Origin of the sequence: Paenibacillus bovis (genome assembly GCF_001421015.2) — a bacterium.
GTDB lineage: Bacteria > Bacillota > Bacilli > Paenibacillales > Paenibacillaceae > Saccharibacillus > Saccharibacillus bovis.
In genome coordinates, this window is the sequence record NZ_CP013023.1 from 637245 (window position 1) to 664148 (window position 26904).

26 protein-coding genes, 1 tRNA gene and 1 pseudogene are annotated in these 26904 nt (G+C 46.1%); 5 read left to right on the forward strand and 23 right to left on the reverse strand.

All coding sequences use genetic code 11. The features are described 5' to 3' along the window. Positions 1–2 precede the first annotated feature (2 nt). From AR543_RS02760 to AR543_RS02795, 8 genes are all read right to left on the reverse strand, one after another. Positions 3–929, reverse strand: coding sequence for a DUF2232 domain-containing protein (locus AR543_RS02760; RefSeq protein ID WP_060531646.1), 927 nt, complete (start codon positions 927–929; stop codon positions 3–5). A gap of 103 nt (positions 930–1032) precedes the next feature. Continuing rightward, on the reverse strand, positions 1033–1491 hold the full coding sequence (locus AR543_RS02765) for a CBS domain-containing protein (RefSeq protein WP_060531648.1): 459 nt from the start codon (positions 1489–1491) through the stop codon (positions 1033–1035). Between the two features lie 147 nt (positions 1492–1638). Beyond that, complete coding sequence (locus AR543_RS02770; protein ID WP_060531650.1) at positions 1639–2661, reverse strand: LCP family protein; 1023 nt, start codon at positions 2659–2661, stop codon at positions 1639–1641. Between the two features lie 465 nt (positions 2662–3126). Then, on the reverse strand, positions 3127–4761 hold the full coding sequence (locus tag AR543_RS02775; RefSeq protein WP_060531652.1) for a copper amine oxidase N-terminal domain-containing protein: 1635 nt from the start codon (positions 4759–4761) through the stop codon (positions 3127–3129). Between the two features lie 521 nt (positions 4762–5282). Beyond that, positions 5283–5558, reverse strand: a complete 276-nt coding sequence (gene rpsR, locus AR543_RS02780) for a 30S ribosomal protein S18 (protein ID WP_017815433.1) — start codon at positions 5556–5558, stop codon at positions 5283–5285. A gap of 21 nt (positions 5559–5579) precedes the next feature. Beyond that, positions 5580–6074, reverse strand: a complete 495-nt coding sequence (gene ssb, locus AR543_RS02785) for a single-stranded DNA-binding protein (RefSeq protein WP_060531654.1) — start codon at positions 6072–6074, stop codon at positions 5580–5582. Positions 6075–6112: 38 nt separating this feature from the next. Beyond that, a complete protein-coding gene (gene rpsF / locus AR543_RS02790; protein WP_017815435.1) occupies positions 6113–6400 on the reverse strand; it encodes a 30S ribosomal protein S6 in 288 nt (95 codons plus the stop codon). A 306-nt stretch (positions 6401–6706) separates the two neighbouring features. Further along, positions 6707–6798: transfer RNA gene (locus tag AR543_RS02795), tRNA-Ser, on the reverse strand. A gap of 726 nt (positions 6799–7524) precedes the next feature. Between AR543_RS02795 and AR543_RS02805 the strand changes: the two genes are divergently transcribed. Then, positions 7525–8052 carry a VTT domain-containing protein gene (locus AR543_RS02805; protein WP_060531658.1) on the forward strand — a complete coding sequence of 176 codons (528 nt, stop codon included), beginning with the start codon at positions 7525–7527 and terminating at the stop codon, positions 8050–8052. A gap of 156 nt (positions 8053–8208) precedes the next feature. Here the strand turns inward: AR543_RS02805 and AR543_RS02810 are convergent, their stop codons facing one another. The 10 genes from AR543_RS02810 to mnmG all read right to left on the reverse strand — a co-directional run bounded on the left by AR543_RS02810 (position 8209) and on the right by mnmG (position 17709). Continuing rightward, positions 8209–8433: a DUF951 domain-containing protein gene (locus AR543_RS02810; RefSeq protein ID WP_060531661.1), complete on the reverse strand. Its 225-nt coding sequence runs from the start codon at positions 8431–8433 to the stop codon at positions 8209–8211. A gap of 318 nt (positions 8434–8751) precedes the next feature. Then, positions 8752–9774 carry a mechanosensitive ion channel family protein gene (locus AR543_RS02815; protein ID WP_060531663.1) on the reverse strand — a complete coding sequence of 341 codons (1023 nt, stop codon included), beginning with the start codon at positions 9772–9774 and terminating at the stop codon, positions 8752–8754. 24 nt (positions 9775–9798) lie between these two features. After that, positions 9799–10056, reverse strand: a complete 258-nt coding sequence (locus tag AR543_RS02820) for a putative Se/S carrier protein (RefSeq protein WP_060536611.1) — start codon at positions 10054–10056, stop codon at positions 9799–9801. A 304-nt stretch (positions 10057–10360) separates the two neighbouring features. Beyond that, positions 10361–10861: a DUF4446 family protein gene (locus AR543_RS02825; protein ID WP_060531665.1), complete on the reverse strand. Its 501-nt coding sequence runs from the start codon at positions 10859–10861 to the stop codon at positions 10361–10363. A 214-nt stretch (positions 10862–11075) separates the two neighbouring features. After that, complete coding sequence (locus AR543_RS02830) at positions 11076–12263, reverse strand: aminotransferase class V-fold PLP-dependent enzyme (protein WP_060536612.1); 1188 nt, start codon at positions 12261–12263, stop codon at positions 11076–11078. A gap of 22 nt (positions 12264–12285) precedes the next feature. Next, positions 12286–13134 (reverse strand): ParB/RepB/Spo0J family partition protein, encoded by an 849-nt coding sequence (locus AR543_RS02835; RefSeq protein ID WP_060531667.1) that lies wholly within the window; start codon positions 13132–13134, stop codon positions 12286–12288. Then, positions 13127–13888, reverse strand: coding sequence for a ParA family protein (locus tag AR543_RS02840; protein WP_060531670.1), 762 nt, complete (start codon positions 13886–13888; stop codon positions 13127–13129). Before AR543_RS02840 ends, AR543_RS02835 begins: the two co-directional genes overlap by 8 nt. 82 nt (positions 13889–13970) lie before the next feature. Further along, positions 13971–14789 carry a nucleoid occlusion protein gene (gene noc / locus AR543_RS02845; protein WP_060531672.1) on the reverse strand — a complete coding sequence of 273 codons (819 nt, stop codon included), beginning with the start codon at positions 14787–14789 and terminating at the stop codon, positions 13971–13973. A gap of 308 nt (positions 14790–15097) precedes the next feature. Next, on the reverse strand, positions 15098–15820 hold the full coding sequence (gene rsmG, locus AR543_RS02850) for a 16S rRNA (guanine(527)-N(7))-methyltransferase RsmG (protein WP_060531674.1): 723 nt from the start codon (positions 15818–15820) through the stop codon (positions 15098–15100). A 2-nt stretch (positions 15821–15822) separates the two neighbouring features. Further along, complete coding sequence (gene mnmG, locus AR543_RS02855) at positions 15823–17709, reverse strand: tRNA uridine-5-carboxymethylaminomethyl(34) synthesis enzyme MnmG (RefSeq protein ID WP_060531676.1); 1887 nt, start codon at positions 17707–17709, stop codon at positions 15823–15825. A gap of 249 nt (positions 17710–17958) precedes the next feature. Between mnmG and AR543_RS02860 the strand changes: the two genes are divergently transcribed. Beyond that, positions 17959–18153 carry a YjzC family protein gene (locus AR543_RS02860; protein WP_060531679.1) on the forward strand — a complete coding sequence of 65 codons (195 nt, stop codon included), beginning with the start codon at positions 17959–17961 and terminating at the stop codon, positions 18151–18153. Between the two features lie 36 nt (positions 18154–18189). Here the strand turns inward: AR543_RS02860 and mnmE are convergent, their stop codons facing one another. The 5 genes from mnmE to rpmH all read right to left on the reverse strand — a co-directional run bounded on the left by mnmE (position 18190) and on the right by rpmH (position 22105). Beyond that, a complete protein-coding gene (gene mnmE / locus AR543_RS02865; protein WP_060531681.1) occupies positions 18190–19566 on the reverse strand; it encodes a tRNA uridine-5-carboxymethylaminomethyl(34) synthesis GTPase MnmE in 1377 nt (458 codons plus the stop codon). Positions 19567–19679: 113 nt separating this feature from the next. After that, on the reverse strand, positions 19680–20417 hold the full coding sequence (jag, locus tag AR543_RS02870) for an RNA-binding cell elongation regulator Jag/EloR (RefSeq protein ID WP_060531683.1): 738 nt from the start codon (positions 20415–20417) through the stop codon (positions 19680–19682). Positions 20418–20480: 63 nt separating this feature from the next. Continuing rightward, positions 20481–21338 carry a YidC/Oxa1 family membrane protein insertase gene (locus tag AR543_RS02875; protein ID WP_060531685.1) on the reverse strand — a complete coding sequence of 286 codons (858 nt, stop codon included), beginning with the start codon at positions 21336–21338 and terminating at the stop codon, positions 20481–20483. Positions 21339–21414: 76 nt separating this feature from the next. Then, positions 21415–21765, reverse strand: coding sequence for a ribonuclease P protein component (gene rnpA, locus AR543_RS02880; RefSeq protein WP_060531687.1), 351 nt, complete (start codon positions 21763–21765; stop codon positions 21415–21417). A gap of 205 nt (positions 21766–21970) precedes the next feature. After that, on the reverse strand, positions 21971–22105 hold the full coding sequence (gene rpmH, locus AR543_RS02885) for a 50S ribosomal protein L34 (protein WP_017815451.1): 135 nt from the start codon (positions 22103–22105) through the stop codon (positions 21971–21973). A 249-nt stretch (positions 22106–22354) separates the two neighbouring features. Between rpmH and AR543_RS02890 the strand changes: the two genes are divergently transcribed. From AR543_RS02890 to dnaN, 3 genes and pseudogenes are all read left to right on the forward strand, one after another. Further along, on the forward strand, positions 22355–23299 hold the full coding sequence (locus tag AR543_RS02890) for an SMI1/KNR4 family protein (protein ID WP_060531689.1): 945 nt from the start codon (positions 22355–22357) through the stop codon (positions 23297–23299). A 676-nt stretch (positions 23300–23975) separates the two neighbouring features. Further along, a pseudogene (gene dnaA, locus AR543_RS02895) lies at positions 23976–25327 on the forward strand (chromosomal replication initiator protein DnaA). 206 nt (positions 25328–25533) lie between these two features. Continuing rightward, positions 25534–26676: a DNA polymerase III subunit beta gene (gene dnaN / locus AR543_RS02900; RefSeq protein ID WP_060531691.1), complete on the forward strand. Its 1143-nt coding sequence runs from the start codon at positions 25534–25536 to the stop codon at positions 26674–26676. Positions 26677–26904 lie beyond the last annotated feature (228 nt).

The window sequence follows — 26904 nt, forward strand, 5'->3', positions numbered from 1 at the left end:
CCTTACCGTTTCGGTCTTGTAATATACTCGCGGAGCGGAAATGCCAGATCCAGAATACCAATAATACGCAGTGGTGGAATCAGCACCACGACGATAGATAGCAGGAACGGCAGGAACGAATTCCACTTTCGGTAATTGGCCCAGAAAAAGACAAAGCCAATCGTCTGGATCGTAAACGCGATATGGATCAGCGGCATAAAATTCAATACAACCGCAGCCAGCACACCGGTCATGTTCGCACTTGCGATAAACTCCAGGAATACTGCAATCAGATAGTACCAGATCATCGAGCTCGGCAGACGCCAGTCGCGTGCCGGCTTGAGACGCGGTACGGAATAGCCCATACTCTCCAGCAGCGGACGCGATACCGCATGCGTAATCACCGCCATCGTAAAGGAAGCGATAATGAGTGCACACGGAATGAGCATTAACGTATAATTGCTCAGCCCGATAATATATTCCGGTGTCAGAATATCATTCAATTCCGGATTCACATCCGCCATGGCTTGCATCGGTGCGACCGAGATCTCAATCACATCCCGGATATAAGCACCCAGACTAAAATCCAAAATAGCACGGGCTGCCACCAGCAGTACGAGCAATTCGATCAGCGTGGTGACGCCGCCCGCAATAATAATACGCAGTGCAGGCGTGAACTTTTTGTACATTCTTCCCATGACGATGCCGGGAATCATAAAGAACACGCCCAGTATGGGCAGAAATAAGCCAGCCTGTCCGGCAATAATAAGCGCAACCAGCCAGACGGGAACCATATGCATAATAAACTGGCGCAGGGTCAATGTCGAATACAGCACAACGACAGGCACGATCAGAAATAGCATACCGATGATTCTTACAGAAGTTATTAGAGATAGCAGCAGAAGCAGGTAAGCCATGCTCCATGCTATGGATGTCCAGCGCAGTTTCAAACGATTCACCTCTTACGCACAAGTTGTTCGGCGCCTCTAAAAAAGATTTACTAACCATTATAGCATAGACGCCGATAATCACGCACGGGTTTATACAGAACAACTACGACATATTCATGTCTTTGGACATTCTGCTTTTCTCGGGCGTGTACTCTCCACCGCGGACAAATTGTTCGCAGTATTCGATAATCTGACTGCGTCGCACGATACCGATAAACCGGTTCATATCATCTACAACCGGTACAAAGTTCTGTACTTTGGCCAGATTGATCAGGTCTTCCATATTCGCATCGATCGATACCGGCTTGTCGTCCCGCTGCAACGGAACTTCGGACAACAGGAATTTCGAAGCGTTCTCAAAAGTCACTTTGCCGTCCGAGTTTTTCATAAACCACAGCAGGTCGCCTTCCGTGATGGTTCCTACGTATTTACCGTCCTTGTCCAGCATAGGGACAGACGTATAACGATGGTATTCCATTTTCTCCAGCGTCTGACGCAGCGTCGAATTAAGGGTGACGCAAACGACCTCCTGCTTGGGAAGCAGAAAAAACGCGATATTCATGCAAAAACCTTCCTCCTCGCAATCTTGAACATTGCAATTGTATATTCCGCTCTTGATGCTCCACATCTATGTTACTATCAGGTTCCCTATCCAGGGTACTCTTCTATTTTAAGCGATAAATAAGACACAATAAAGCCAGTTATACGTTTACTGCACCTTGGACTGAGCCTCGGTGTTTACCGGATTGGCTGTTTCCTTGGCATCGGTAGATGGCTCGGGTCCCTGCGGACTCATCCACTGATCGATCAGATGCTTCGCTTTTTCCAGATCCTCTTCATTTGGTACATCATAATATACCCCGTCGATATACTCGCCCTCTCCTGCAATGGTAAAGGAAGTAATCTTGGGATCGCCGCCGCGCATAATCTGGCTGGCCAGTCCGGTCAGCATCTGCGGACGCATATCTGTTTTGAAATTGCTGCCCATAATATTCAACAGCTCCGGAATTTGATCGATCTGGTTCAGCTGTATCGCCTGATCGGTAATCGACTGCAGGAAAATCTGCTGACGCTTGGTCCGGTTAAAGTCGCTGTCTTCACGATAGCGTACATAATACAATGCTTCCTGTCCGGAGTAGATCGGTTTACCCGCCTTAATCGTAAACTTCTCATGATTCGGATCGCGGTTCACAATATCTTTCTCAATCGGCAGTTTAACGCCGCCCAATGCATCGACTGCATTCACCAGTCCCTGAAAATTGACACTGGCATAGTAATCGAGATCTTCATCCAGAAAATGCTCTACCGTATCCATCGTCATTTTAATCCCGCCAAAAGCATAGGCATGATTAATCTTGTCCATACGGTCTCTGCCGATAATTTCGGTATACGTATCTCTGGGAATGGAGATCAGCAGGACTTCTGGTTCCATGGGACGTACGACAGCATAGATAAGCGTATCTGAACGTGCTTTTTCGTTTTTGCGCTGATCACTGCCGACCAGCAAAATAGAAAAGGGTTCGGTCATGACTACACTTGGTTCTTGTGATTCCTGTTCGCCACCGGTCTGACGCACAGGCTGATAAGTCTGCTCCAGCTGATTCTCCAGGGTATCCGCTACAAACCAGTCAAACATCTGAGCAGATATAGGCTTCCACCACAAGAGCAAGCTGCACGCGATAATAACCACAACAGCAGCGATCGCGGACAGAATCTTTTGCTTTTTCGTCATTCTTCCATTCCTCATTTCGAGCAGACGTATATTCTTACTTCATTAAACGCCTCGTACCAGCCGTGACACAGATAAGAATATTTTGTTCCATTTCTTCAGTTTCGCTTAAAGCTGGATGAATTGCAAGCCTATTACAGGCGCAGGGGCTGGAAATAAACGTACAGTTCATGCCCTTATCATGGGAATCTTCTATTTGGAATTCATTTGTTGAATTCGCATGATTTGTACTTTATATGCTTTTCGCTTCCCTGCTCCATATTAATAGTAGAAACAGGTTCGCTTTCTTTGCTGTACCGAACGATATTTATCTTGTCTTTCATTGTAGCCACTGTATAATCATTCCGCATAGTCCCTATATAATACTTGTACAAAAAAAGCCTGCTGACCGTATTGCATCAGCAGGCTTTTCCTTTATCTTAATGGATCATGGGATAGCATTCCAATAAGATCAGTATAGTTTATAGATTACATGGATTTAGTCAGAGTGATCGCACCTGTAGACTTGTTCCATTTTACATCCCAACCTAGCAGTTCAGTGATAGAGCGCAGAGGAACCAGCGTTCTGCCATCATTGTTCACCATAGCAGTTGCTTCCAGCTGCTGTGTTTTACCATTAACATCGACTGCCGTTTTGTTGATCCAGAATTTCATTGTATCTTTACCTGCCATAACAGTCACTTCACCAGCAGATTTATTCCATTTTACTTTAGCGCCAATACCTTCCGCCAGGTAACGCAGCGGGATATAAGTCGTTCCGTTTTTCACGACAGGCATTGTATCCATCATCGTAGTTTTGTCGCCTACTTTGAGTTGTTTGCTGTTCAGCTTCATCCATACAGTCATCATCGAAGCATTGGATGGTTTGGCTGGAGCCGGAGCTGGTGCTGGTGCTGCTGCTTTTTTGAATTTATCAGGGTACTGCTTCACGATTGCGCCACCCAGTGCTTCACCGATACCAAACATCGTTTTGAATCCTTCACGGTCTGCTTTGTAAGCAGCTGCATATTGTTTGGACGCATATTGGTCAATAACAGATTGTACTTGCTTCTCATGAGTCATCAGTGCTTTTTCTGCCGCACTTGCTGGCAGATTGTTAGCTGTAGCGGTTCCAAGGAATGTAGAGAATTCTTTGGTGAAATCGGTAATACGGTCTTTCACTGCCTGCAGAGAAGTTTTATCTCCTTTTTTCAGAGCAGTTACATAATCGCTTTGTGCTTTGATATGGTTGGTGACCCAGATTTTCTCGAACTGGTTACCACCCTCTGCACCATAGATCGAAGTGATTGCTTTTTTAAATGCTGCTGTATTCGCTGCTTCTGCTTTGATCAGCGCATCGGAATCTTTCGTTTTGCCGTTGTATTGTTTTTGCATTTGCAGGACGGACAGGGCAAAGTGTTCTGCTGCCAGATGATTCAGAGCCGAACGCAGATCTGCTGCCGGTGTATCTACCGATCCATTGTTGAACTTCGCCGGGTTCTGGGCTACGATCGCACCGGACAATGCTTTACTTACTGTAAACATCGTCTCAAAACCTTCACGATACTCCATATATGCGCCGTTGTAGTCACCTGCTACATATTTCTCAAATACATCCTGTACTTGATCTTCGTGCATGCGTAGTGCCTGAGCAGCTGCTTTTTGTGGCAGTTTGCCTTCTGTAGCTGTAGCGAGGAATTTGGAGAATTCATCTACGAATCCCTGTACTTGTGCTTCAGCTTTTTTGATAGCTGCTTTGTTGTTCATTTTGGTAGCTTTAACGAGGTTATCTGTGTATTTGTTGTGGGCACGGAAGATTCTTTCGAATTCAGCTGCGCCTGCTTTTCCGTAGATCGCTTCGATGGCCGGCTGCATGTCCAGTGCATTCTGATCCAGTGCTTGGTAAGCTTCTTTAGCATCAGGTGCGCCTTCATAGGCTTTGGTCATGGCTACAACAGCCAGTGCGAAATGTTCGGATAGTAAGTAATCCAGGCCTGCACGAAGATCGGCTGCCTTGGTGCTAACCGTTGGTGTGGCAGTTACCGGAGTGGCTGCAAATGCTCCAGCTGCCGGAAGAAGTAGAGAAAGACTCAATGCAGGTACAATCAGTTTTTGAATTTTCATAGTGTACGCTCCCTATTGTAAGTGAATTTGTTTTTCTATTTCTGTTTTGCCGTCCATGATTGGATAAACGGGCGCAATTTCGTTTTGGATCACTTTGTTTGTTTTTTTATAATCATGATCCCGGAAATCCACCCTGCATGATAAGCGCATTTCACTAAAATACCTGATATTATTCGCCTTCTCTACCCACACTCGTTCCTATACAAATGAAGTATAAAACTCCGGATTTTTCATACGTCCTTTATGTATAATGAATTAGAGGTATTAAGTAAGTAAGTGATTTTTCGGTACGATAAAATATAACCACTAACTTGCTCTTTAAACCTGATTTGAAGCTGATTCTACAAAAAATTATTTTTTAGTAAGGTGAATAATAGGTAAAGTAAGCTAAATTGGACGCTTGTTAACGCCATAATAAAAGAAAAAGCGCACCGAATGAACATCTTCAACGAAGAAGATTTCATTCGGTGCGCTTCTATTCAGAGCACGGTCAAGCCGCGACTTCGAATAGATCTCTGCTACTATTCAGTAGTGTATGGCAGCAGTGCGATTTGACGGGAACGTTTAATCGCGATAGTCAGCATACGCTGATATTTTGCACTTGTACCAGTCACACGACGTGGCAAGATTTTACCACGCTCACTAATAAATTTACGAAGCAGGTCCGTATCTTTATAGTCGATGTGAGTGATTTTGTTTACAGTGAAGTAACATACTTTACGGCGCTTGTTACGGCCACGACGTCCGCCTGGACGTCTGCCTTCTCCATCTCCGCTTTCACGTCTATTAAAGCTCATCTGATTCATTCCTTTCCGTTTTTAAAATGGCAAATCATCATCGGATATATCTATCGGTTTACCGTCATCGGAAAATGGATCCTGATTGTCACGCGAGTAGCTGTTTCCATTGCTGCTGCGGTTCGTATTGCTACTGTTACCGCCGCCGTAAGGTGCTTCCTCACGATTGCCTCCACTGCTGTTGCCTCCACCATCACGGTTGGACTCCAGGAAGCGTACATTATCAGCAATAACTTCAGTCACGTAGACACGTTTACCTTCGTTATTCTCATAGTTACGTACCTGAATACGTCCTTCAACCGCTGTTAAGCGGCCTTTCCGCAAATAGTTGGCGCAAGTCTCTGCTAGCTGTCTCCAAGTTACGACCGGAATAAAGTCCGCTTCGCGCTCTCCACCCTGGCTCGTAAAAGGACGATCCACCGCCAGCGTAAACTGCGTAACAGCCACACCTGCAGGTGTGTAGCGAAGTTCCGGGTCTTTGGTCAACCGTCCGATCAAAATGACACGGTTCAACAATCCAATCCCCTCCTCAAACGAGTTTACAATTCAATTTCTTATTTTGTTACATCAACAGTAATGAGATAACGAATAACATCGTCAGAAATTTTCATGATACGCTCAAGTTCTGCAACAACAGCTGGTGTAGCTGTGAAGTTAACAAGAACATAGATACCATCACGAATTTTCTTGATCTCATACGCAAGGCGACGCTTACCCATTACATCGTGCTTTGTAATTTCGCCGTCAGTTGTAATGATGCCTTTGAAACGCTCGTTGAGTGCTTCAACTGCTTCTTGCTCCATTTCTGGACGCAGGATGTACATTACTTCATAATTGCGCATATTTTTCACCTCCTCTTGGACTAAGGCCCCTGATCAATGCCAGGAGCAAGGAACGAGCACAAACTCGAACCCTATTAGTCTATCAGAAATAAAGTAGAAGTACAAGACATTTTTAATAAGAAATCCGGCTTTTTCACTCTGGGCCGGTTTGTCCGAGAAGATGGAAAATCACTGTTCGTGTCACCCTACTAATCCGTATATAAAATAAAGAAGCTCCACCGCAGAAAACTGCAGCAGAGCTTAGTCACGATGTTTGCCGCGCTCCAGTGCCGAGCGCTATATATATGTAGCAAAATCAATATGGGATGGCGGAGAGAGAGGGATTCGAACCCTCGCACGCCCTAAGACGCCTAACTGATTTCGAGTCAGTCCCCTTATAACCGCTTGGGTACCTCTCCGTAATATAGACCGTTTTACGATGTCCAATTTACGACAAAATTGATTATACTTGATTATTTCTGCATTGGCAATAGACGTGTTCAACATTTTCGAATGAAGATTATGCTGCTGCGATCGGTCCCTTCTATGCCACCCTTTGTTTTCATAATCCATCTGGTTTTATGCTGTTTTTTTGTATTTTTATTCCTTTTGCAGATAACTGTTTTTGGTATGTATTCGTAATTAAGTCGTTGCCAATTGGTTTTATTACCTTTTGGCAACGACTTGCATTGAGCGGATTTCGTTATATGATAGAAAAGATTATCTACAGCCAGATTCTTCTCAGAAGCTTTGCAAATAGATCAGAATAGAATAGCTCTTTTCTCTGTCTTTTATCAGTATATATTCTTCTTTGTTTGGACTTCCCGTTTACTATTGGAATCAAGCAAAAAGTTATCCACAGTGGATAACTTTCTAATAATACTTTCATTTCATTCATTAGGTAACGTCTCGTTCTTTTACAGACGTTCCCTTTTCTTCTGTAAAGCGCATACATCATTTCGCCCACTTCCTGAATTCACCTTATTCTCTCGAAAGGAAATCCAATGAGAAAATCACCTTTGCGATTCCTTAACCGTCCTTTTCGTGCCCCTTGGATCAGCAAAATTATACTAGCTGCTATATATGTGATTCTGTTGGTTATCATACTGGTCTATCGGATTCCTCTTCAGGATATACTACAGTCTATGCAGCAACATCCTTCTCTTCTCCTGCTATTTGCTATCGGTCTGCTTGTCGGATTTTTTCCGATTGTCCCTTATGGTATCGTAAGTGGTTTGTTCGGATTTTTGTATGGATGGTTTGCCGGAGGATTGCTTTCCCTGTTATGCTCTACTCTCGCTTCTTTGCTGATGTACGGACTGGTCAAATTAACGATATCACCCCATACTCCAGAATCGCAGCAGTCCGTACATCCTTTTATGCAGCAGCTTCAGCGGCATGCTTTTATGGCTATTGTTTTCGCGCGGATGCTGCCGATCGTGCCGTCCCAGCTGATCAATATCACCTGCTCGATCGCCCGCATTCCTTGGAGAATATTCCTGCTGGCTACGCTGATCGGCAAGCTGCCTGTTATGTTTTTGTTTTCTTCTGTAGGCAGCCAGTTCATAAGTCATCCCGGCAGAACATTGCTTATTACCGGTTTATATCTTTTGCTGATGATTATCCTGTATCGCGTCTATGTAAAATACCAATCCAGACGGAACCTGGATTAAGTATTTCAATAATCAGCAGGTTTCTATTCGAGTTCCATTCCAAAGAAAAACCGGTTATCCACAGTGGATAACCGGTTTTGGTGCGCTATTATGTGTTTTGCGGTTGTTGATAACTTTTTGTTATCTTTTTATTATATCATAGCTTTTTTCCTGCTTTTACTCTCCAGTCGGCATCGTTTGTTCTGAATCTGCAGCCGATCGCAGCACTTTTTTCATATTTTTCTCAAACTTGGCTCTCGGTACAAGCACACTATGCTTGCAGCCTACACATTTAATCCGGATATCCATCCCCATTCGGATCACTTCCATTTCATTGCTGCCGCACGGATGCGGTTTTTTCATCTGCACGATATCTCCCAGTTGAAACTGCTTGCGCTCCATTCGGTCCACCCTTTCTTTTTCCTAAGCCGCCTTCTGTTTGCGGCTGTGCATAACTTTCTACCCTGCTTCGTTATGCTGCCGATTGTTTACCCACAGTTATTTTACCAGATTTTCTGGCATTTGCGTGATATAGCTCTTATTATCCGTACAAAAGATCAACCGGGACGTCTACAGACAGTTCCCGGTTGACCTTTTGCATCACTATTGATGTTTTTCATCATTATAATTTTGCTTTTTTAATAACTGTTGTTCTGATTTATACACTTTTTTAGCCTTGTGAACGTGTTCTCGTTTGAATTTTGATCGACTTTTATTTAGTTAATCATTGGATTCTTTGGGATCACGTTTTTCGTTTACTTCTGTTTTTAATACTCCTGTCACAGGCGCATCTGCAGCTTCTTTTTGCAATTCCGGAGCGGCTGTTTGCGCTTCGGCAGCTGCTTTGCGCTCTTCTTCCAGACGTGCTTGTTCCTTATCCTGATCCAGCTGTGTTTTGATAGCTGTATGAATAGCTCTTTCTACATCGGCGCGTGAATTCGGCTGACATTTGGCGATGATACGCAGAGAGTATTCGCCTGTTGTCAGTGTCTGGATCCCCAGAATCTCCGGTGCGTCCAGCACTTCGTCCTTGTCGTTTTTCATATGTTCGGTAGCCCGGGTAACGAGCATACGCGCATCTTCCAGCGAACGGTCCATGCTCATCGGAATATCGACGACTGCCAGCGAATTGGACAGCGAGAAATTAGTTACGCTGATAATCGATCCATTGGGAATAATATTTACTTCTCCGTTCCAGCTGATCAGGCGCGTCGTACGCAGACCAACCATCTGTACTGTTCCTTTGTACGTACCGGTCTGAATGACGTCTCCTACCGCAAACTGATCCTCGAAAATAATAAAGAATCCGGTAATAATATCCTTAATAATACTCTGGGCACCAAAACTGATTGCCAGACCGGCTACACCAGCTCCTGCCAGCAGCGGCGCCAGATTGAAGCCAAACTCGTTCAGAATCAGCATAATCATAATAAAGTTGAACACACTGGATACTACATTTTTGGACAGCTCGCGAATCGTAATCAATCTTCTCGGATTGGCAGCGATTCTTGTTTTGTCCTTGCCTGCCAGTGAGCGGTCTATCACCTTGTTGATCAGCTTGATCGCTATCCGGGTCAGGATAAAAATAATAACAATGCGCAGCGCCGAGAAAGCGATATGTGACCACATGCTGATATCCGTAAACCAATTCCAGAACCCGCTGGTAAAACTGTTAAATTCCTTGGCAGCATTCTCGGTAATTCCATCTGCATCCGAAGTCTTTCCTGTCAAAAATAAATTCATTATTCGTCCTCCTTGCTTTTCCGCTTATGTCGGTTGTACCAGCAGTTCATACCGGCCCTGGTTGTTCTGGAAAATTCCCCGAATCTCTACCTGCTCCTCGCGGACAATCTGTCTGACCTGCTCCAGTTCGGCTGCCGGGAATTGCAGGGACAAAGCACATCCTGCCGTAATCTCTTTTGGCGTAGGGAACATGTCGTTTTCGATATCCGCATATTCCAGCAGCATCTCTGCCCGCAGCGCTTGCTGGGTCGAATCAAAGGCCATTACCAGACTATCTTCCATCATTACCTTTACCCCCTTCTATGCAGACTGTCTCGCCCTGCCACAGATTTGTCTTATGTACCAGTTTAATAAGAACTAGTACTCTTCTTCAATCCCTGCCCATTTTTCCGTGCCACAAGCCGATACAGCCGTGCTGTGTATTCAGAGTTCACCTATGGATATGGACTGGTGACAAATTGATCGATGAGATAATCCGTATAGGACTGCCAAATTCAAAAAAGGACAGGGTGAGCGCCCCTGTCCTTTCCACTTGCATCGTGCATTTTCAAAAATAGCCTATTGCTATCGGTGCAGATCCTGTCGATCAAGAGGATGATCTGGCAATACTAATCGCTTCGCGTTCTTCTGGAGACAGATTGTAGGTAGATTCTCCTTTAACAATCGGCTTGGCGTACACATAGGAGCTGTCCCGGTTATGCAGCCCGGTCAATACAATTCCGTCCATTTCATCATTCAACAGGGCTACAGAGAAGCTAAGGTCACTGCCATGCTCCGAGAACGCATTATAGCGCTTGATACCAGTGTAGGCCTGAACCCGGCGCAGACGATCCTCGATAGCCTGAAAACGAGCCTTTTTCTGGTTCTCCCCATCTTCCAGGGAATCCAGCTGCAGCTTCAGATCCAGTAGCAGACTCTCCAGATCCTCTACTCCATTACCAGACATCATTAGCTCATACCGCTTGCGCATTTTCCGCAATTTGGATCCCTGTACCATAACAATGATCAACAGGATCACTACCAGCAGGGCAATTGCACCTACACATACAAATAATTGTTCTGCAATCAGACTATTCAATTCCGCCATCGTTGTCCGCTCTCCTCTTATTTCTTTCCGTACTGTGATGTTGTTTGCTTGGGCTACTTTCCGGCAGTTGTGGGGTCTTATCGCCTATTATCGATTCAGGCTGCATTTCCTGCTCCCGAATTTTACCACTTTCTACCTTATATTCACCAGATTACTCACGAATATGACTATATCACGATTAATTCGATATATAAGTTACAGATTAATTACCTGTTCATTTGTTCTGCCGTGCTATCCAGCGCACCGCTTCAATAAGCGCTTGCACTTCATCTGCTGTCGATCCATAACCGATACTTGCTCTTACTGCGCCTGTACCGATCGTACCCGCCGAACGATGAGCCAGCGGTGTACAATGCATCCCCGCTCTGACAGCAATTCCGAATTCCCGATCCAATTGAAAAGCAATCTGTGCCGGGTCTTGATGCTCCATTATAAAAGATACAATACCTGTACGTTCTCTGCCAAGTTCCGGTCCCAGTACCTGCACTCCCGGTATAGACAGCAGCCCTTCCATCATTTGATGGGACAGCTGCTGTTCCTGACTGGCAATATGACTTACAGACTGTTCCAGTACATGTTGTACTCCTGCTGCCAGACCGGCAATTCCCGGTGTATTCGGTGTACCCGGCTCATAGCGATCCGGCCGTACAGCCGGCTGACCGGATGCTTCGGACTGGCTGCCGGTTCCACCATAGATCCACGGTTCCAGCTCCATATCCGGCGCAATATAGAGACCGCCGGTACCCTGAGGTCCCAGCAGTCCCTTATGTCCCGGAAAAGCAGCCATATCAATCTTCCATTCCTGCAGTCGCACCGGGATATGTCCGGCACTCTGGGCAATATCCAGCAATATACGTGCCCCCCGCCGATGCGCCAGCTCGGCCAGTTCGGCTGCTGGCAGTATGCTGCCCAGCAGATTGGAGCTGTGATTACAGATCAGCAGGCGAGTATTAGCTTGAAATAATTGGTCGACCTGCAGCAGGTCCAGTTGTCCCTGGCTGTCTACCGGAACATAATCGACCTGCAGCTGCAAAGTCTGTTTTAGAGCCTCTAGCGGCCGCCATACGGAGTTGTGTTCGGTCATGGTAGCAATCACATGGTCACCCGGTCTTAGAAAGCCCTGAATAGCCATATTGAGCGCCATCGTCGTATTACCTGTAAAAGCAATATCGACCGGATTGCGAATATCCAGCAATCTACCCAGCACCTTGCGGCAGTTAAATAGTACCCGACTCGCTCTGACAGCCATTCGGTGACTTCCCCTGCCCGGATTGGCTGCATCATTCTGAAGAGTATGCAGTACCGCCTCATATACAGCAGGCGGCTTGGGCCAGGAGGTGGCCGCATGATCCAGATAGATAGTCGGGCGTTCTGCTTTTATTTCCGTATCCACTCGTTCCATATCCAACCGTATTCCTCCGCTATTACATATTGTTCAGCATTTCCAGCAGCCGTTCCAGCTCCTGCCTGCTGTAATAGTTCAGCTCGATCTTGCCTTTGTCTTTGCTGCTGTTACGGATTTTGACCGTTGTCTGGAAACGGCTTTGCAGAGTCTGCTCTACATCGACCAGATACGGATCGGTTTTTTTGTCTTTATCCTTGTCGTTATCCTTGCGCTTGGTTTCAAGATTCTGCACCGCTTCTTCCAGCTGTCTTACACTCCAGCCTTCTTCTATCGCGCGGTGAGCCAGCATGAGGATCAAATCTTCTTTTTTGATACCGACTAGAGCACGGGCATGACCCATCGATAATGTTCCACGTGAAACATATTCTTTGACTTCTTCCGGCAGAGATAACAGACGCAGGAAGTTGGCAATATGCGAACGCGATTTGCCTACCCGTGCCGACAAATCTTCCTGGGTTAATTTGAATTCTTCCATGAGCGCCTGATAAGCGGTAGCCACTTCCATGGCATTCAGATTCTCGCGCTGCAGATTTTCGATCAGCGCAATTTCCATTACCTGCTGGTCGCTGAATGTGCGTACCACTGCAGGAATGGTCTTTTTACCAGCGACCTGTGAAGCACGGAATCGACGCTCTCCGGCAATGATTTCATACCCTTTGAGTACTTTGCGCACAATAATCGGCTGAATCACGCCATGCTGGGCAATCGAATCGGCCAGTTCCTGAATATTTTCATCATCAAATGCCTTACGCGGCTGAAATGGATTGGGACGCAGTTCTTTTAACGGTATCTCGATCACTTTATCATCCTCACTCACGGACAGGGAGGGAATCAATGCATCCAGCCCTTTACCGAGACGTTTACTCATAAGAAACCACTTCCTTTGCCAGCTCTAAGTAAACTTCTGCACCCTTGGAACGCGGATCGTAGGTGATGATCGCCTTTCCATGGGAAGGGGCTTCGCTCAGCCGGACATTACGCGGAATAATCGTCCGGTACACTTTGTCCTGAAAATATTTTTTCACTTCTTCAATCACCTGCAAGCCCAGATTCGTGCGGGCATCCAGCATGGTCAGCAGTACGCCTTCAATCTGAAGATCCGTATTCAAATGTTTCTGTACCAGACGAACCGTATTAAGCAGCTGGCTGAGTCCTTCCAGCGCATAATACTCACACTGGATCGGAATCAGTACCGAATCGGCCGCTGTCAAAGAATTAATTGTCAAAATACCAAGCGAAGGCGGACAATCAATCAATATGTAATCATAAGATTGCTTCACCTGTGCAATCGCATTTTTGAGTCTTAGTTCACGCGAGATAGCGGGGACAAGCTCTACTTCCGCACCGGCCAGCTGAATCGTGGCCGGAAGAATATCCAGCCGCTCAATCGCTGTGGACTGAATCGCTTCCCGGGGTCCTACATCATTGATAATGACATCGTAAATGCAATTTTCCACATCTGCCTTGTTGATGCCTACTCCACTGGTCGTATTGCCCTGAGGATCAATATCGATCAAAAGAACGCGCTTTCCCAACGTAGCCAGACAGGCTCCCAGATTCACGGATGTGGTCGTCTTCCCTACTCCACCTTTTTGATTCGCTATGGCAATGATCTTTGACAACTACTTCACCCCAATGTTATGAAAATCGTTCTGTGATCAGCGTCGGACAAGACAGAAAAAGCGGCTTAATGCCGCCTTGCTGTCAGCGTTTTGGTATTTTGATAACAATCTCGTAGTGATCTTCGTGATCCTGTTCGGAGGTATCAATCGCAAGTCCCGAACCCGAGACCATATCGATCGATTGACGAATCGTATTCAGTGCCAGACGTACATCCTTGCTGTAGGATACACGTTTGGACTTTTTCGCCACTTTGCTTTTTTCTTTATAAAAAGCGACACGCGCTTCGGTTTGTTTGACATTCAGCTCTTTTTCGATAATTTCGTTCATCAGGCGCAGCTGAATCTCCTCGCTGTCGAGTGACAGCAGGGCCCTTGCATGTCTTTCTGTTAACTGGCGGTTCATCAGTGCCTGCTTGATTCCTTCGGGAAGCTGCAGCAATCTGATTTTGTTGGCAATCGTTGACTGGCTTTTGCCAAGACGCTGTGCCAGACTTTCCTGGGTTAATGAATGCAGATCAATCAGCTTATGGTAGGCAATAGCTTCTTCAATCGAAGTCAAGCCTTCCCGCTGCAGATTCTCGATCAAAGCGATTGACGCTGCCTGCGAGTCATTGAACTCACGTATAATGGCCGGAATGGTAGCCAATCCGAGTTTGGTTACGGCTCTCCAGCGTCGTTCCCCCGCAATAATCTCATATTTTCCATTTCGCATCCGCACGACAATCGGCTGAATTACTCCATGCGTCTTGATCGTCTGGCATAACTCGTCGATTTTGGCATCATCGAAAATAGTACGGGGCTGATACGGACTGGTTGTAATATTCGCAACCGGTATCTGTTTGACTTCATCCCCGCTGGTACGTTCAGACAAGCCAAACAATTTGGAAATGTGTTCTTTCATTCGGTATGAGACCACCTAATCTTATGATAGCAGCACCTGGTCTGCAGGTGTGCTTTATACTGACTCTCTCGCTGCACTCTCCGGACCTGTTATGCTCCGGTATTTTCCATCTGCTCCGTCTACTCATTTTATCACTTTTCGCCCTATAATCCTATGATTACCGTAGAATTTTCTACGAAAACTTCCAGCTGCAATTGTTCTGTAAATACTGTCTTATAAGTAGTTTCCACTGCTGCAAATAAGAAAAAGGCGCCTTCCGGCGCCTTTCGTTTTTTGCTGCATTGTTCCACGTGAAACATTAATTTTGCTTATAGCAGCGGCTCTTTGAGTGGTGTACCTGGCTTGCGTGGATATTTCACCGGCGTAGCCGCTTCTTTTTGAATCAGGATAATATGACGATCGGATTCCTCAACCGGCAGCTGGAAATGGTGCACCTGCTGCACTTTGCCTCTCAGTAGTCCCAGACTCCGATACGCTTCCTTGATTTCTTCGGCAGGATCACTGCCTTTCATGGCTGCAAAAGTTCCACCGGTTTTGACAAAAGGCAGACAGAATTCATTCAATACCGCCAGTTTGGCTACCGCACGGGCTGTAACCAGATCGTGTGCATCCCGGTATCCGTCTTTGCGTGCTACTTCCTCGGCACGTCCATGAATCAGTTCCACATCTGTCAGACCGAGACGATCAACAACGCTTTGCAGGAACTTGATCCGCTTGTTCAGGGAATCAATAATCCGCAGCTTGATATGCGGGAACAGAATTTTCAGGGGAATACCGGGAAATCCGGCTCCGGAGCCGATATCCGCCAGCGATTGTACACTATTCAGATCGGTATAGAAAGCCAGTGTCACCGAATCGTAAAAGTGCTTGTTGTATACCTGATCGCGCTCGGTAATCCCGGTCAGATTCATTTTTTCATTCCATGTGATCAGTTCTTGGTAATAATCTTCGAACTGCTGCAGTTGCTGCTCATTCACCTGGATATGGTGTGCTGCGAGTGCTTCTGTAAATTGCTGCTGTACCTGATCCATTATTACCCCCGTGCTGCCGTTACCCGATTATAGTGTTCCAGATAGACGAGCAGAATCGAGATATCTGCCGGCGTCACACCGGAAATACGGGAAGCCTGTCCGATCGACAGCGGACGGATTTTAGCCAGCTTTTGCTGAGCTTCAATCGCCAGTCCTTTTACGTCTTCATAGACAATATCTTCAGGCAGCTTTTTCTTTTCCATTTTTTTGAGACGCTCTACATGAGCCTGTTGTTTCTCGATATAGCCGGCGTATTTGGTCTGAATTTCGACCTGCTCCTTCATATCTTCAGTCAGCTCTTCCGGTGATGGCGAGATGCTTTCGATATGCGTATAGCCTACCTCGGTACGACGCAGTACGGTCAGCAGATCGGTACCATTTTGTAGTGGTGCAGATTCCAGACTCGCCAGCAGCTCGTCTACCTCTACCGGCTTCACTTTCACTTTGCGCAGACGTTCGATTTCACGCTCTACTTTGGACTTTTTGTCCAGGAATTTCTGGTAGCGTTCTTCGGTAACCAGACCGATCTCATGACCGATTTCGGTCAGACGCAGATCAGCATTGTCATGACGAAGCAGCAAACGATATTCGGCACGTGAAGTGAGCAGGCGATAAGGTTCGTTCGTTCCTTTGGTCACCAGATCATCGATCAGTACACCGATATAACCCTGGGAGCGATCCAGCACCAGACCTTCTTTGCCCTGTGCTTTGCGTGCTGCATTAATACCAGCCATAATACCCTGTCCTGCCGCTTCCTCATAACCGGATGTTCCGTTAATCTGTCCGGCAGTGAATAGCCCAGGCAGACGTTTGGTTTCCAGCGTAGGCCACAGCTGGGTAGGGACCATTGCATCGTACTCAATCGCATAACCGTTACGCATCATTTTTACATTTTCCATACCCGGGATTGAACGCAGTACCCGCAGCTGTACATCTTCCGGCAGACTGGTGGACAGTCCCTGTACATAGTATTCGGATGTGTTTTTGCCTTCCGGCTCCAGGAAAATCTGATGCTTCGGCTTGTCATTGAAACGTACGACTTTATCTTCAATCGACGGACAGTAACGAGGACCCGTTCCTTCGATAATACCCGAGAACATCGGCGCACGATGAAGATTATCACTGATAATCTGATGCGTCTCACCAGATGTGTAGGTCAGCCAGCATGGCAGCTGCTCATTCGTAGATGATTCCGTATCATAAGAGAAAAATTTGGGCTTGTCATCTCCAGGCTGGATTTCCGTTTTGGAGAAATCAATCGTATCGCGGTGTACACGCGGCGGCGTACCCGTTTTGAAGCGAACCAGCTCGAAGCCCAGTTCACGCAGATGATCCGACAATTTCAGTGACGGCTGCTGGTTATTCGGGCCGCTTTCGTAAGCCAGTTCGCCCATAATGACTTTACCGCGCAGATACGTACCGGTTGTCAGTACGATCGATTTGCCTTTATACGTTGTACCGGTCTGGGTAATAACGCCAGTGCATACGCCGTCTTCAACGATCAGACGATCGACCATTCCCTGACGAAGTGTCAGATTCGGTTCATTTTCCATCGTTTCTTTCATGCTGTGCTGGTACAGGAATTTGTCAGCCTGTGCACGCAGTGCGTGAACGGCTGGGCCTTTACCGGTATTCAACATACGCATTTGAATAAAAGTTTTATCGATATTGCGGCCCATTTCGCCGCCCAGTGCATCAATTTCACGCACAACATGGCCTTTGGCCGGTCCGCCGATTGACGGATTGCACGGCATAAAAGCAATCATATCCAGATTGATCGTTACCATCAGCGTATTGCATCCCATTCGTGCTGCAGCCAGGGCTGCTTCACTACCGGCATGGCCTGCGCCAATAACGATTACATCGTATTCTCCACCCATATAGCTCATGGGTATTCCTCCTCTATAGCTCAAGCTGAATATTCTCAGCTGACAGGTAAATTAAAGGCTGCAAGCATAGGCTCACAGCCATACTCAAGTAGTATATCGTAAAATGAACGGCGATATGAGAGAAAATGAAAATTAAAATAATTTTAAATAAGTGGGTAAATATAGTATAGCGGTATCTACAACCGCTGGGAGCATACGATTGATGAAGCTTGCATGAAATCCTTATTCTACTTCAAAGGAGGGCTCCAGATGACAGACAACAATCACAAACCCGGTGAAAAAGTGTCCGATTCCGGTCAATATCAGGAACGCGGACCTCACGAACAGAAAGTGATTGAAAATGAAACTACGGCGATCGAAGGCAAAACGTTCCCGCCGACCGATAAAGCCGGCGATCACTGGACACTCGTCGATAAAACCAAGCACAAGCGCAGCGGCAAATAAAAAGCCACTTCCAGACCAGCTCTCCCGGTTGTCTGTTTATTTGCCCAGACAGAACTGGGAGAAGATCTGGTCAATCAGGGAATCCGGTGCAGAATCGCCGATAATTTCGCCCAGTTGTTCCCAGGCCAGACGTACATCAATCTGGATCATATCAATCGGAATCAATTGGTCAGCCGCTTCATACGCATCCACCAAGGATTGTCTCGCTTGTTTGAGCAAACCAATATGCCGCACATTACTTACATAGGTCATATCTGCGGCTTCCAGCTTACCGCCAAAGAACAGGGACGAAATAGCCTGTTCCAGACGATCGATTCCTTCCTCATTTACAATGGACATCGGCACTATGCTGTCTTCCTGTACATATTGCAGCAGCTGATCCATATCCAGCTGACGTGGCAAATCAATCTTGTTCATAATGACGATCACCTGACGATCCCGGATCTGCTCCAGCAGTTCCAGTTCATCTTCGTTCAGCGGCTCACTGCTATTCAATACCAGCAGCAGCAGATCCGCTTCATTTACAGCACTGCGTGAACGCTCTACACCTATTTTTTCGACAATATCCATAGTCTCACGAATACCTGCTGTATCCAGCAGTTTGAGCGGAATATTGTTGATACTGACGAATTCTTCGATCACATCACGCGTGGTACCCGGAATATCGGTTACAATTGCACGATTATCCTGTGCCAGCGCATTTAGCAACGATGATTTGCCGGCATTCGGTCTGCCAACAATTGCTGTCGTAATACCTTCACGCAGTATTTTCCCTTCATTGGCAGTGCGCAGCAGCTCATCAATCGCCTTCATTACTTCGGCGGACTTTTCTTTGATCAATTCAGAGGTAAATGATTCCACATCATGCTCCGGATAATCGATATTTACTTCAATATGAGCCAGAGTTTCGATTAGCGTTTGCTGCAGAGGCTTGATCTGACGGGACAATTTGCCCTCTACCTGCTTCAAGGCTACGGTAAAGGCACGATCCGATTTGGAGCGAATCAGGTCAATTACACCTTCTGCCTGCGACAGATCAATCCGTCCATTCAAAAAGGCACGCTTGGTGAATTCTCCCGGTTCGGCGATCCGAATCTTTTGCTGCAGCAGTATATCCATCACCCGTCTTACAGCGACTACGCCGCCGTGGGAACTGATTTCCACTACATCTTCCATCGTAAAAGAACGCGGTGCACGCATGATCGTCACCAGCACTTCCTCCACCTTTTCCCCGGATGCCGAATCCATAATAAATCCATAGTGTACCGTATGGCTGTCCGCCTGCTGCAGTGGAATTCGCCCTTTAAAAATAGCGTCCACTTCCTGTACCGCTTCCGGACCACTGACTCGGATTACCGAAATACTGGCTTCTCCTACAGCTGTCGCTATCGCTGCAATTGTATCGCTGATCATTGCTGCTCCACCTTTCTTTTCCCTATCTATATGACAGAACGAAGTTCTGCTGTTTGGCTAAATAAAAAGCAATGATCTCCTGTCCGCAGACAGAAAATCATTGCATGTAAGACTTAACGAAGAGTAATCACAACGCGGCGGTTTGGTTCTTCACCTTTGCTGACCGTTTTGACCCGGTTATGATTTTGCAGCCGGGCATGTATAACTTTGCGTTCCTGCGAAGACATAGGCTCCAGTACAACTTCTTTGCCGGAGCGAATTACCCGGTTAGCCAGCCTGTCGGCCAGCTCTTCCAGCGTTTTACGACGCCGGTCGCGGAAATTTTCCGCATCCAGCATAATACGAATGTATTTATCGGAATAACGGTTCGCTACGATATTGACCAGATACTGCAGTGCATCCAGTGTCTGACCGCGGCGACCTATCAGCAGACCCAGATCATTACCGGATATGCTCATAATATAGCCGTCGCGGGTTCGCTTTACATCCACTTCCAGTTCCATGCCGATACTATCGCCGATCTCTTTGACAAACTGTACTGCTTCTTCATAGGAAGCAGCCTGCGCTCTGGAATCGGGTTCCATCGTTTCCGGCTGGACCGAAGCTGCAGCATGTGGCTTCAGCTCCGGCGCGGGCCGGGGAACATCTGTCGGAATAGAAACCGGAGCAGCAGACTCTTGTATCAGCGTCAGTTCGACCTGCGCCTGTTTTACACCGATCAAGCCCAGGAATCCTTTTGACGGCTGCTGCACTATTCTGATTTGAACATGTTCTTTACTCGTATTAAGACGGGCAAGTCCTTCGGCGATAGCATCATCAATTGTTTTTCCAGACGCAATGACTGTAGTCATTCGATGTTCGGCCCTCCTTGCGGTGGTCGGAATAGTAGAACCTGATACGGCCAATGCCGTACATTAGCGGCGTTTCTTTTTGGACTTTTTCTTGTTGCGGTTTTTGTTGGCACCATTGCCAGCACCGCGTGTATCTACCGCTACACCCAGATCGGTAACGATCGGTTGGTTGTTGCGATACAGGAAATAGTTCTGAACAATCGTGTAAATATTACTGTATACCCAGTACAGCGGCAGCGCTGATGGGAAACTCCAAGCCATAATAACGATAATGACCGGATAAATGTACATCATCATTTGCATCGGTCCCTGCATGGACGCCGGATTCATTTTCATCATCATCCAGGTTTGCAGGAATGTAGTAATTGCAGCGATAATCGGGAGGATATGCCATTTGTCAGGCTCACCGAGCTGCATCCATAAGAAGGTATGCTCACGAAGAGCACTGTTATAAATAATCGCATTGTACAGGGCAATAAAAATCGGCATTTGAATCAGAAGCGGGAAACATCCGGCAGCCGGATTAATCTGGTTCTCCTGGAACAATTTCATCGTTTCCGCCTGCTGCTTTTGCGGATCATCCTTGTGTTGTTCACGCAGCTTTTGCAATTGAGGCTGAATCGCCTGCATCGCTTTGGAGCTTCTTACCTGCTTGAGTGTTAACGGCAAAATCAGTGTACGTACAATCAATACCAGGACCAGGACAGCCAGACCGTATTCACCGTTGAACCATTTGGCAAATGTGTCCAGTGCATATGCAAACCAGTACACGACATACCGGTTCCACCAGCCATGATTTAATAAATCTGCTGTTGTATGGGTTTGTACATTGGAAGGCGTACAACCAGCCAACAGGGCTACCATTGCTACAGCAGCCATAAGGAGAAACCATCGTCCTCCACGAGTCTTCAATCGCGACACTTCATAACCCCTCTCTTAACCATTGCATTTCCTTGCAAATCATATCATATTTGCCAGCACAAATAAACTGAAACCACTAGCGTTGTGAACGCTTAAGTAACGAAGATTTGCGCAGTACATGCAGGATACTTTTTTCGAGTTCCTTATATTGAAGGGAAAGGGCTCCCTTGCGTACGATCAGCACCATATCAATATGCGGAACGATCTCCTCGGCATGATGACGTACGATTTCCTTGACTACACGGCGCATCCGATTTCGGACAACCGCATTGCCTACCTTTTTGCTCACAGACACACCCATGCGGAATTGCTCAATCTCTTTTTTGTGAAACCAGTACACCACAAACTGATGATTGGCAAAGGAGCGGCCATGACGGTAGACACGGCTGAAGTCGGCTCGATTCCGTAAACGCAGCTTTTTTTGCACCGTAAATTCTCCTTACTGTTTACTTGGGCATCGCTTGCTGAACTATTTATCTGGTGACCTGTTCCTTATTTGTTTCAAAATTGTCCGGAACAGAGATTCATTTCTCATTATAAAAAGCTTCTTTAACCTCGGATCGGGACCGAAAATGATCCCAAAAATCCGGAATTAAGAAAAAAAGACCACCGCAGTGGTCTTTACGTACATATTAGGCACTGATGACTTTTCTGCCTTTAAGGCGACGAGCCGCCAGCACTTTACGGCCGTTTTTAGTACTCATTCTTTTACGGAATCCGTGTACTTTACTACGTTTTCTTACATTCGGTTTGAATGTCGGTCTCATATTGTGCACCTCCTTGCAGGTAATCTATATCCCATATTGATTCTATGTCTAATTCACATAAAAATACCATTTTATATTTAATCATGAATAGTACGGTGGCGTCAATGGATTTTCTGCAATTTGTTAGAATAAATTATGGATCCCTAATGCTACAGGAAACCTGATACGTTCGGGATTCTCTTGAATATACCTGATAAAATCATATTAAGCTATACCTATTCCATAAATTTAAGAAAAGGGGATATCTGTATGAATTCGGAATGGATTGAACAATTGAACAGATGGCATAACGAAGAAGAGTACGAACGAATTGTGAAACAGATCGAACAGGTTCCAGCGGTTGAGCGAAATTACGAGCTTACCGGTCAGCTGGCCAGAGCCTACAATAATCTGGAACGCTACCGGGAAGCACTGGAACTTTTGTTGTCCACAGCTTCCGAAGGGCAAGATGATTATGCATGGCATTTCCGTTTGGGTTATGCCTATTCTCACCTGGCTCAATATGATAAAGCGCTGACTGCTTTTGAACAGGCGAATCGGCTCCAGCCGGAAGACGAGTATGTTCAGGAGTTTTTGTCGAGCATCCGGCCCTATGCACATACAATGGAGCAGGATCGACAGCGTTATGAGCAGGAAACCGCATTGTGGAAGCAGCAGCATGGCGAACAGCTGCCGTTTTCCTCTTTTGATCTGAGTGATTTTTGGGAAGATAGCGAGTACGCTGTAAAGGATCATATAGAACCTCCATTTGACGAGGAAATGATTCGGTCGATTGAACAGGAGCTGGGTTACAAGCTGCCGGCCTCCTATATCGCTCTGATGCATACGCAAAATGGAGGGTTTCCTGCACGTACTGCTTTTCCAACAGCAGGCGCTACCTCGTGGGCCAACGATCATGTAGCCATCACGAGCATTTCCGGGATCGGCGGGCAAAAATCATATTCTCTGACCGGAGATATGGGCAGCCGATTTATGATCGAACAGTGGGGATATCCGGATCTGGGTATCGTATTCGGTGATTGTCCTTCTGCCGGACATGACGTCATTATGCTGGATTACCGTTTTTGCGGACCTACAGGCGAACCGGCTGTCGTCCACGTCGATCAGGAAAATGATTATGAGATTACCTATCTGGCTCCTCATTTTGAAGCCTTTATCTGTGGATTGGTCGATGCAGAGGAGTTGGAAATCTAGTACACGCTAGGGTTTCAAGCACCAATGCTGCCGCTGAATTTGGAGCTGTTTTTTCAGACTGTCACTTTTCGGGCTGTTAACTGTTATCCAGGTCAACAAAAGATCGCACACCAAAACGACTGCTATCCGGTATACCGGGGCAGTCGTTTTTTTATAGCTTTCAAATCTCGGTATTCTCGATGTCTGTTATGAACAGATGGTGAGCTCTCCATTCGTACCTCTGCTCGTTCATTTCCTGTTTATCCACAACCAACAGAAATCCCGAAATTATACACAGTTATTCACTTATCGACAGAAAGCCTGTGTATAATCATTTTTGATTCTTGACAACCTTCACTCTTGTTCCGAACAATTTATAAACAATATCTAGTGGTGTGCATAACTTTTATACACAACAGATTGAATTTGTGGATAAATTATCAGTTTTCGTTGAAATAAAGGGTTCTTTTTGCTATTATGATATTGTTTTCGTTGTGAATAGATAATTAAAACTTAAAAACTATCAACAGCCTGTGGATAAAGTTGTGAACAATTTCTTCTTATCCATTTTTTATTTTATTCACCGTTCCGGTATTCTGGGGATAAATTACGCTATTTACCATATCTATTATCTACATTTCCGATATCTGCACATGGCTTCAGCCACACATTGGAAGTTTAAAAGGAGTGACAGTCTGTGGACAGCCATACCTCCGAATTATGGCAGCAAATTCTATCTATTATTCAGACAAAGCTAAGCAAGCCCAGCTTTGACACTTGGTTCAAGGCAACCAAAGCGCTGACATTTACGGAAAATCTGATCGTGATTTCAGCACCGACCACCTTCGCTGTAGAATGGCTGGAAAGCCGGTATACCAAACTGGTCAGTTCCACCGTTTTTGAATTTTTGGGAAGACAGGTAGACGTCAAATTCGTCATTGAAGAAGCCGTTCCCGAGGAGACACTTATCCCCCGCAGGCACCGGTGCAGCCGGCAGTTGTGCAGTCGGAAGAGCCTCTCGCCAACATGCTCAATCCCAAATATACGTTTGATACCTTTGTTATTGGTGCGGGCAACCGTTTTGCCCACGCTGCTTCACTTGCTGTCGCGGAAGCGCCGGCCAAAGCTTATAATCCGCTGTTTTTGTACGGTGGTGTAGGACTTGGCAAAACGCATCTCATGCATGCGATCGGACATTACATTTTGCAGCACAATCCGAACAGCAAGGTTGTCTACATTTCTTCGGAGAAGTTTACCAACGAATTTATCAATTCGATCCGGGATAACCGCGGGGAAAGCTTCCGCAACAAGTACCGGAATATCGATATTTTGCTGATTGATGATATTCAATTTCTGGCGGGAAAAGAGTCGACACAAGAGGAGTTTTTCCATACATTCAATGCTCTGCATGAGGAAAGCAAGCAGATCATTATTTCGAGTGACCGTCCTCCAAAAGAGATTCCAACCCTGGAAGAACGGCTTCGTTCAAGGTTTGAGTGGGGATTAATTACAGATATTCAGCCTCCGGATCTGGAGACGCGGATTGCGATTTTGCGGAAAAAGGCCAAAGCGGAGAATCTGGATATTCCGAACGAAGCGATGATGTATATTGCCAATCAGATCGATACCAACATCCGTGAACTGGAAGGTGCATTGATCCGGGTAGTTGCTTATTCCTCGCTGACTAATCAGGATGTAACTTCCCATCTGGCAGCCGAAGCCCTGAAGGATATTATTCCTTCCAGCCGTCCCAAAATTATTACGATTCAGGATATCCAGCAGCGGGTTGGCGAGTATTACAACCTCAAACTGGAAGATTTCAAAGCAAGAAAACGTACCAAGGCAGTAGCGTTCCCAAGGCAGATTGCGATGTACCTGTCCCGCGAGCTGACCGACTATTCGCTGCCGAAAATCGGCGAAGCGTTTGGCGGACGCGATCATACGACCGTTATTCACGCCCACGAGAAAATTTCCCAGTCACTCAAGGTGGACCAGGAATTGTTTAAAGTCGTTAACAGTCTGATGGATAAGATCAAAAATCCATCCTGAACAACTAACAAGCCTATACACACTTTATACACATGTGGATAGGCTTACTTTTATGCGGCTTTGAAGGGGTTATCCACATATTCAGTGCCCCTACTACTATTACTATTAATTAAAAGATATATACTTCTTACATTTTGCGTCCGTCTGGACTCTTAAATGGCATGAAGCATATCCAAGCATGAACGATGCTGATTAGGAGTGAAAAAATGAAGATCCAAATATCCAAAACTTATCTCAACGATTCCATACAACAAGTATCCAAAGCGATTTCCAGCCGTACAACGATTCCAATCCTTGGCGGTATCAAATTCGATGTGAATTATGCAGGTGTAACACTGACAGCAAGTGACACCGATATTTCAATTCAATCTTTCATACCCGCAGAAGATAATGATAAAACAGTCGTTCGTATCGATCGCCCCGGCAGCGTTGTTCTACCTGCCAAATTTTTTGTAGAAATTATCAAAAAACTGCCTTCCCAGGAAATCGAGATGGAAGTCAAAGATGGTTTCCAGACTTTTATCCGTGCAGGCGCTACCGATATCCAGCTCGTTGGACTGGATCCGGAAGAATTCCCTGTTCTGCCTAGCATCGAAGAAAATCAGCAAATCTCCGTTCCCGGTGATCTGCTCAAAAATATGATCAAACAAACCGCCTTTTCGATTTCTACCCAGGAGACAACTCCGATCCTGACCGGCGTACTGTGGAATCTGGCCGAAGGCGAACTGAAATTCGTTGCTACCGACCGTCACCGTCTGGCCAGCCGCACAGTGAATACCGGCGAAGATACCGGCGTTCGTTTTAGCAACGTAGTTATCGCAGGCAAAACGCTCAATGAACTGAGCAAAATTATTCCCGACCAAAATCAGCTGCTGGATATCGTTGTAGCCGATAATCAGGTATTATTTAAAATTGACCGTGTACTGTTCTACTCACGTATTCTGGATGGGACTTATCCAGATACATCCAAAATTATTCCAACCAGCTTCAAAACCGAGCTCGTTATCGATACCAAAAAGCTGGCGGACTCGATCGACCGGGCCTATCTGCTGTCCCGCGAAGAGAAAACCAACATCGTCCGCATGCAGACGCTGGAAAACGGTGCTGTAGAAATTTCCTCCAGTTCTTCCGAGCTTGGTCGCGTAACCGAGCAGCTGGATATCGCCAAATTCGAAGGCGAACCGCTGCGGATTTCGTTCAACTCCAAGTACATGCTGGATGTACTCAAAGTTATCGAGAGCGAGCAGCTGTCGATCCAGTTTACAGGTATCATGAGTCCAATCATTATCAAGCCGCTGGATGAAAGCCGCAGCCTGTACATCATTCTGCCTTATCGTACAACCAACTAATCTCCGGATACTGTAACTTGTTTCCGGATCTATCCTATCAGGCTGTCTGTCGGAAGATGACAACAGGTCATACTCCGGCAGACCGATTATGTCTTCAGCAAAATAGCCGGGTACTTTGCATCCTGTCTGTAATAGTGCGACAATCACTAATACAAGATGCAGAGACCTGGCTATTCTATTCATTCCCTATCTGGCGTATATCTGCGCCTTATCCCCATCTGTCATTGA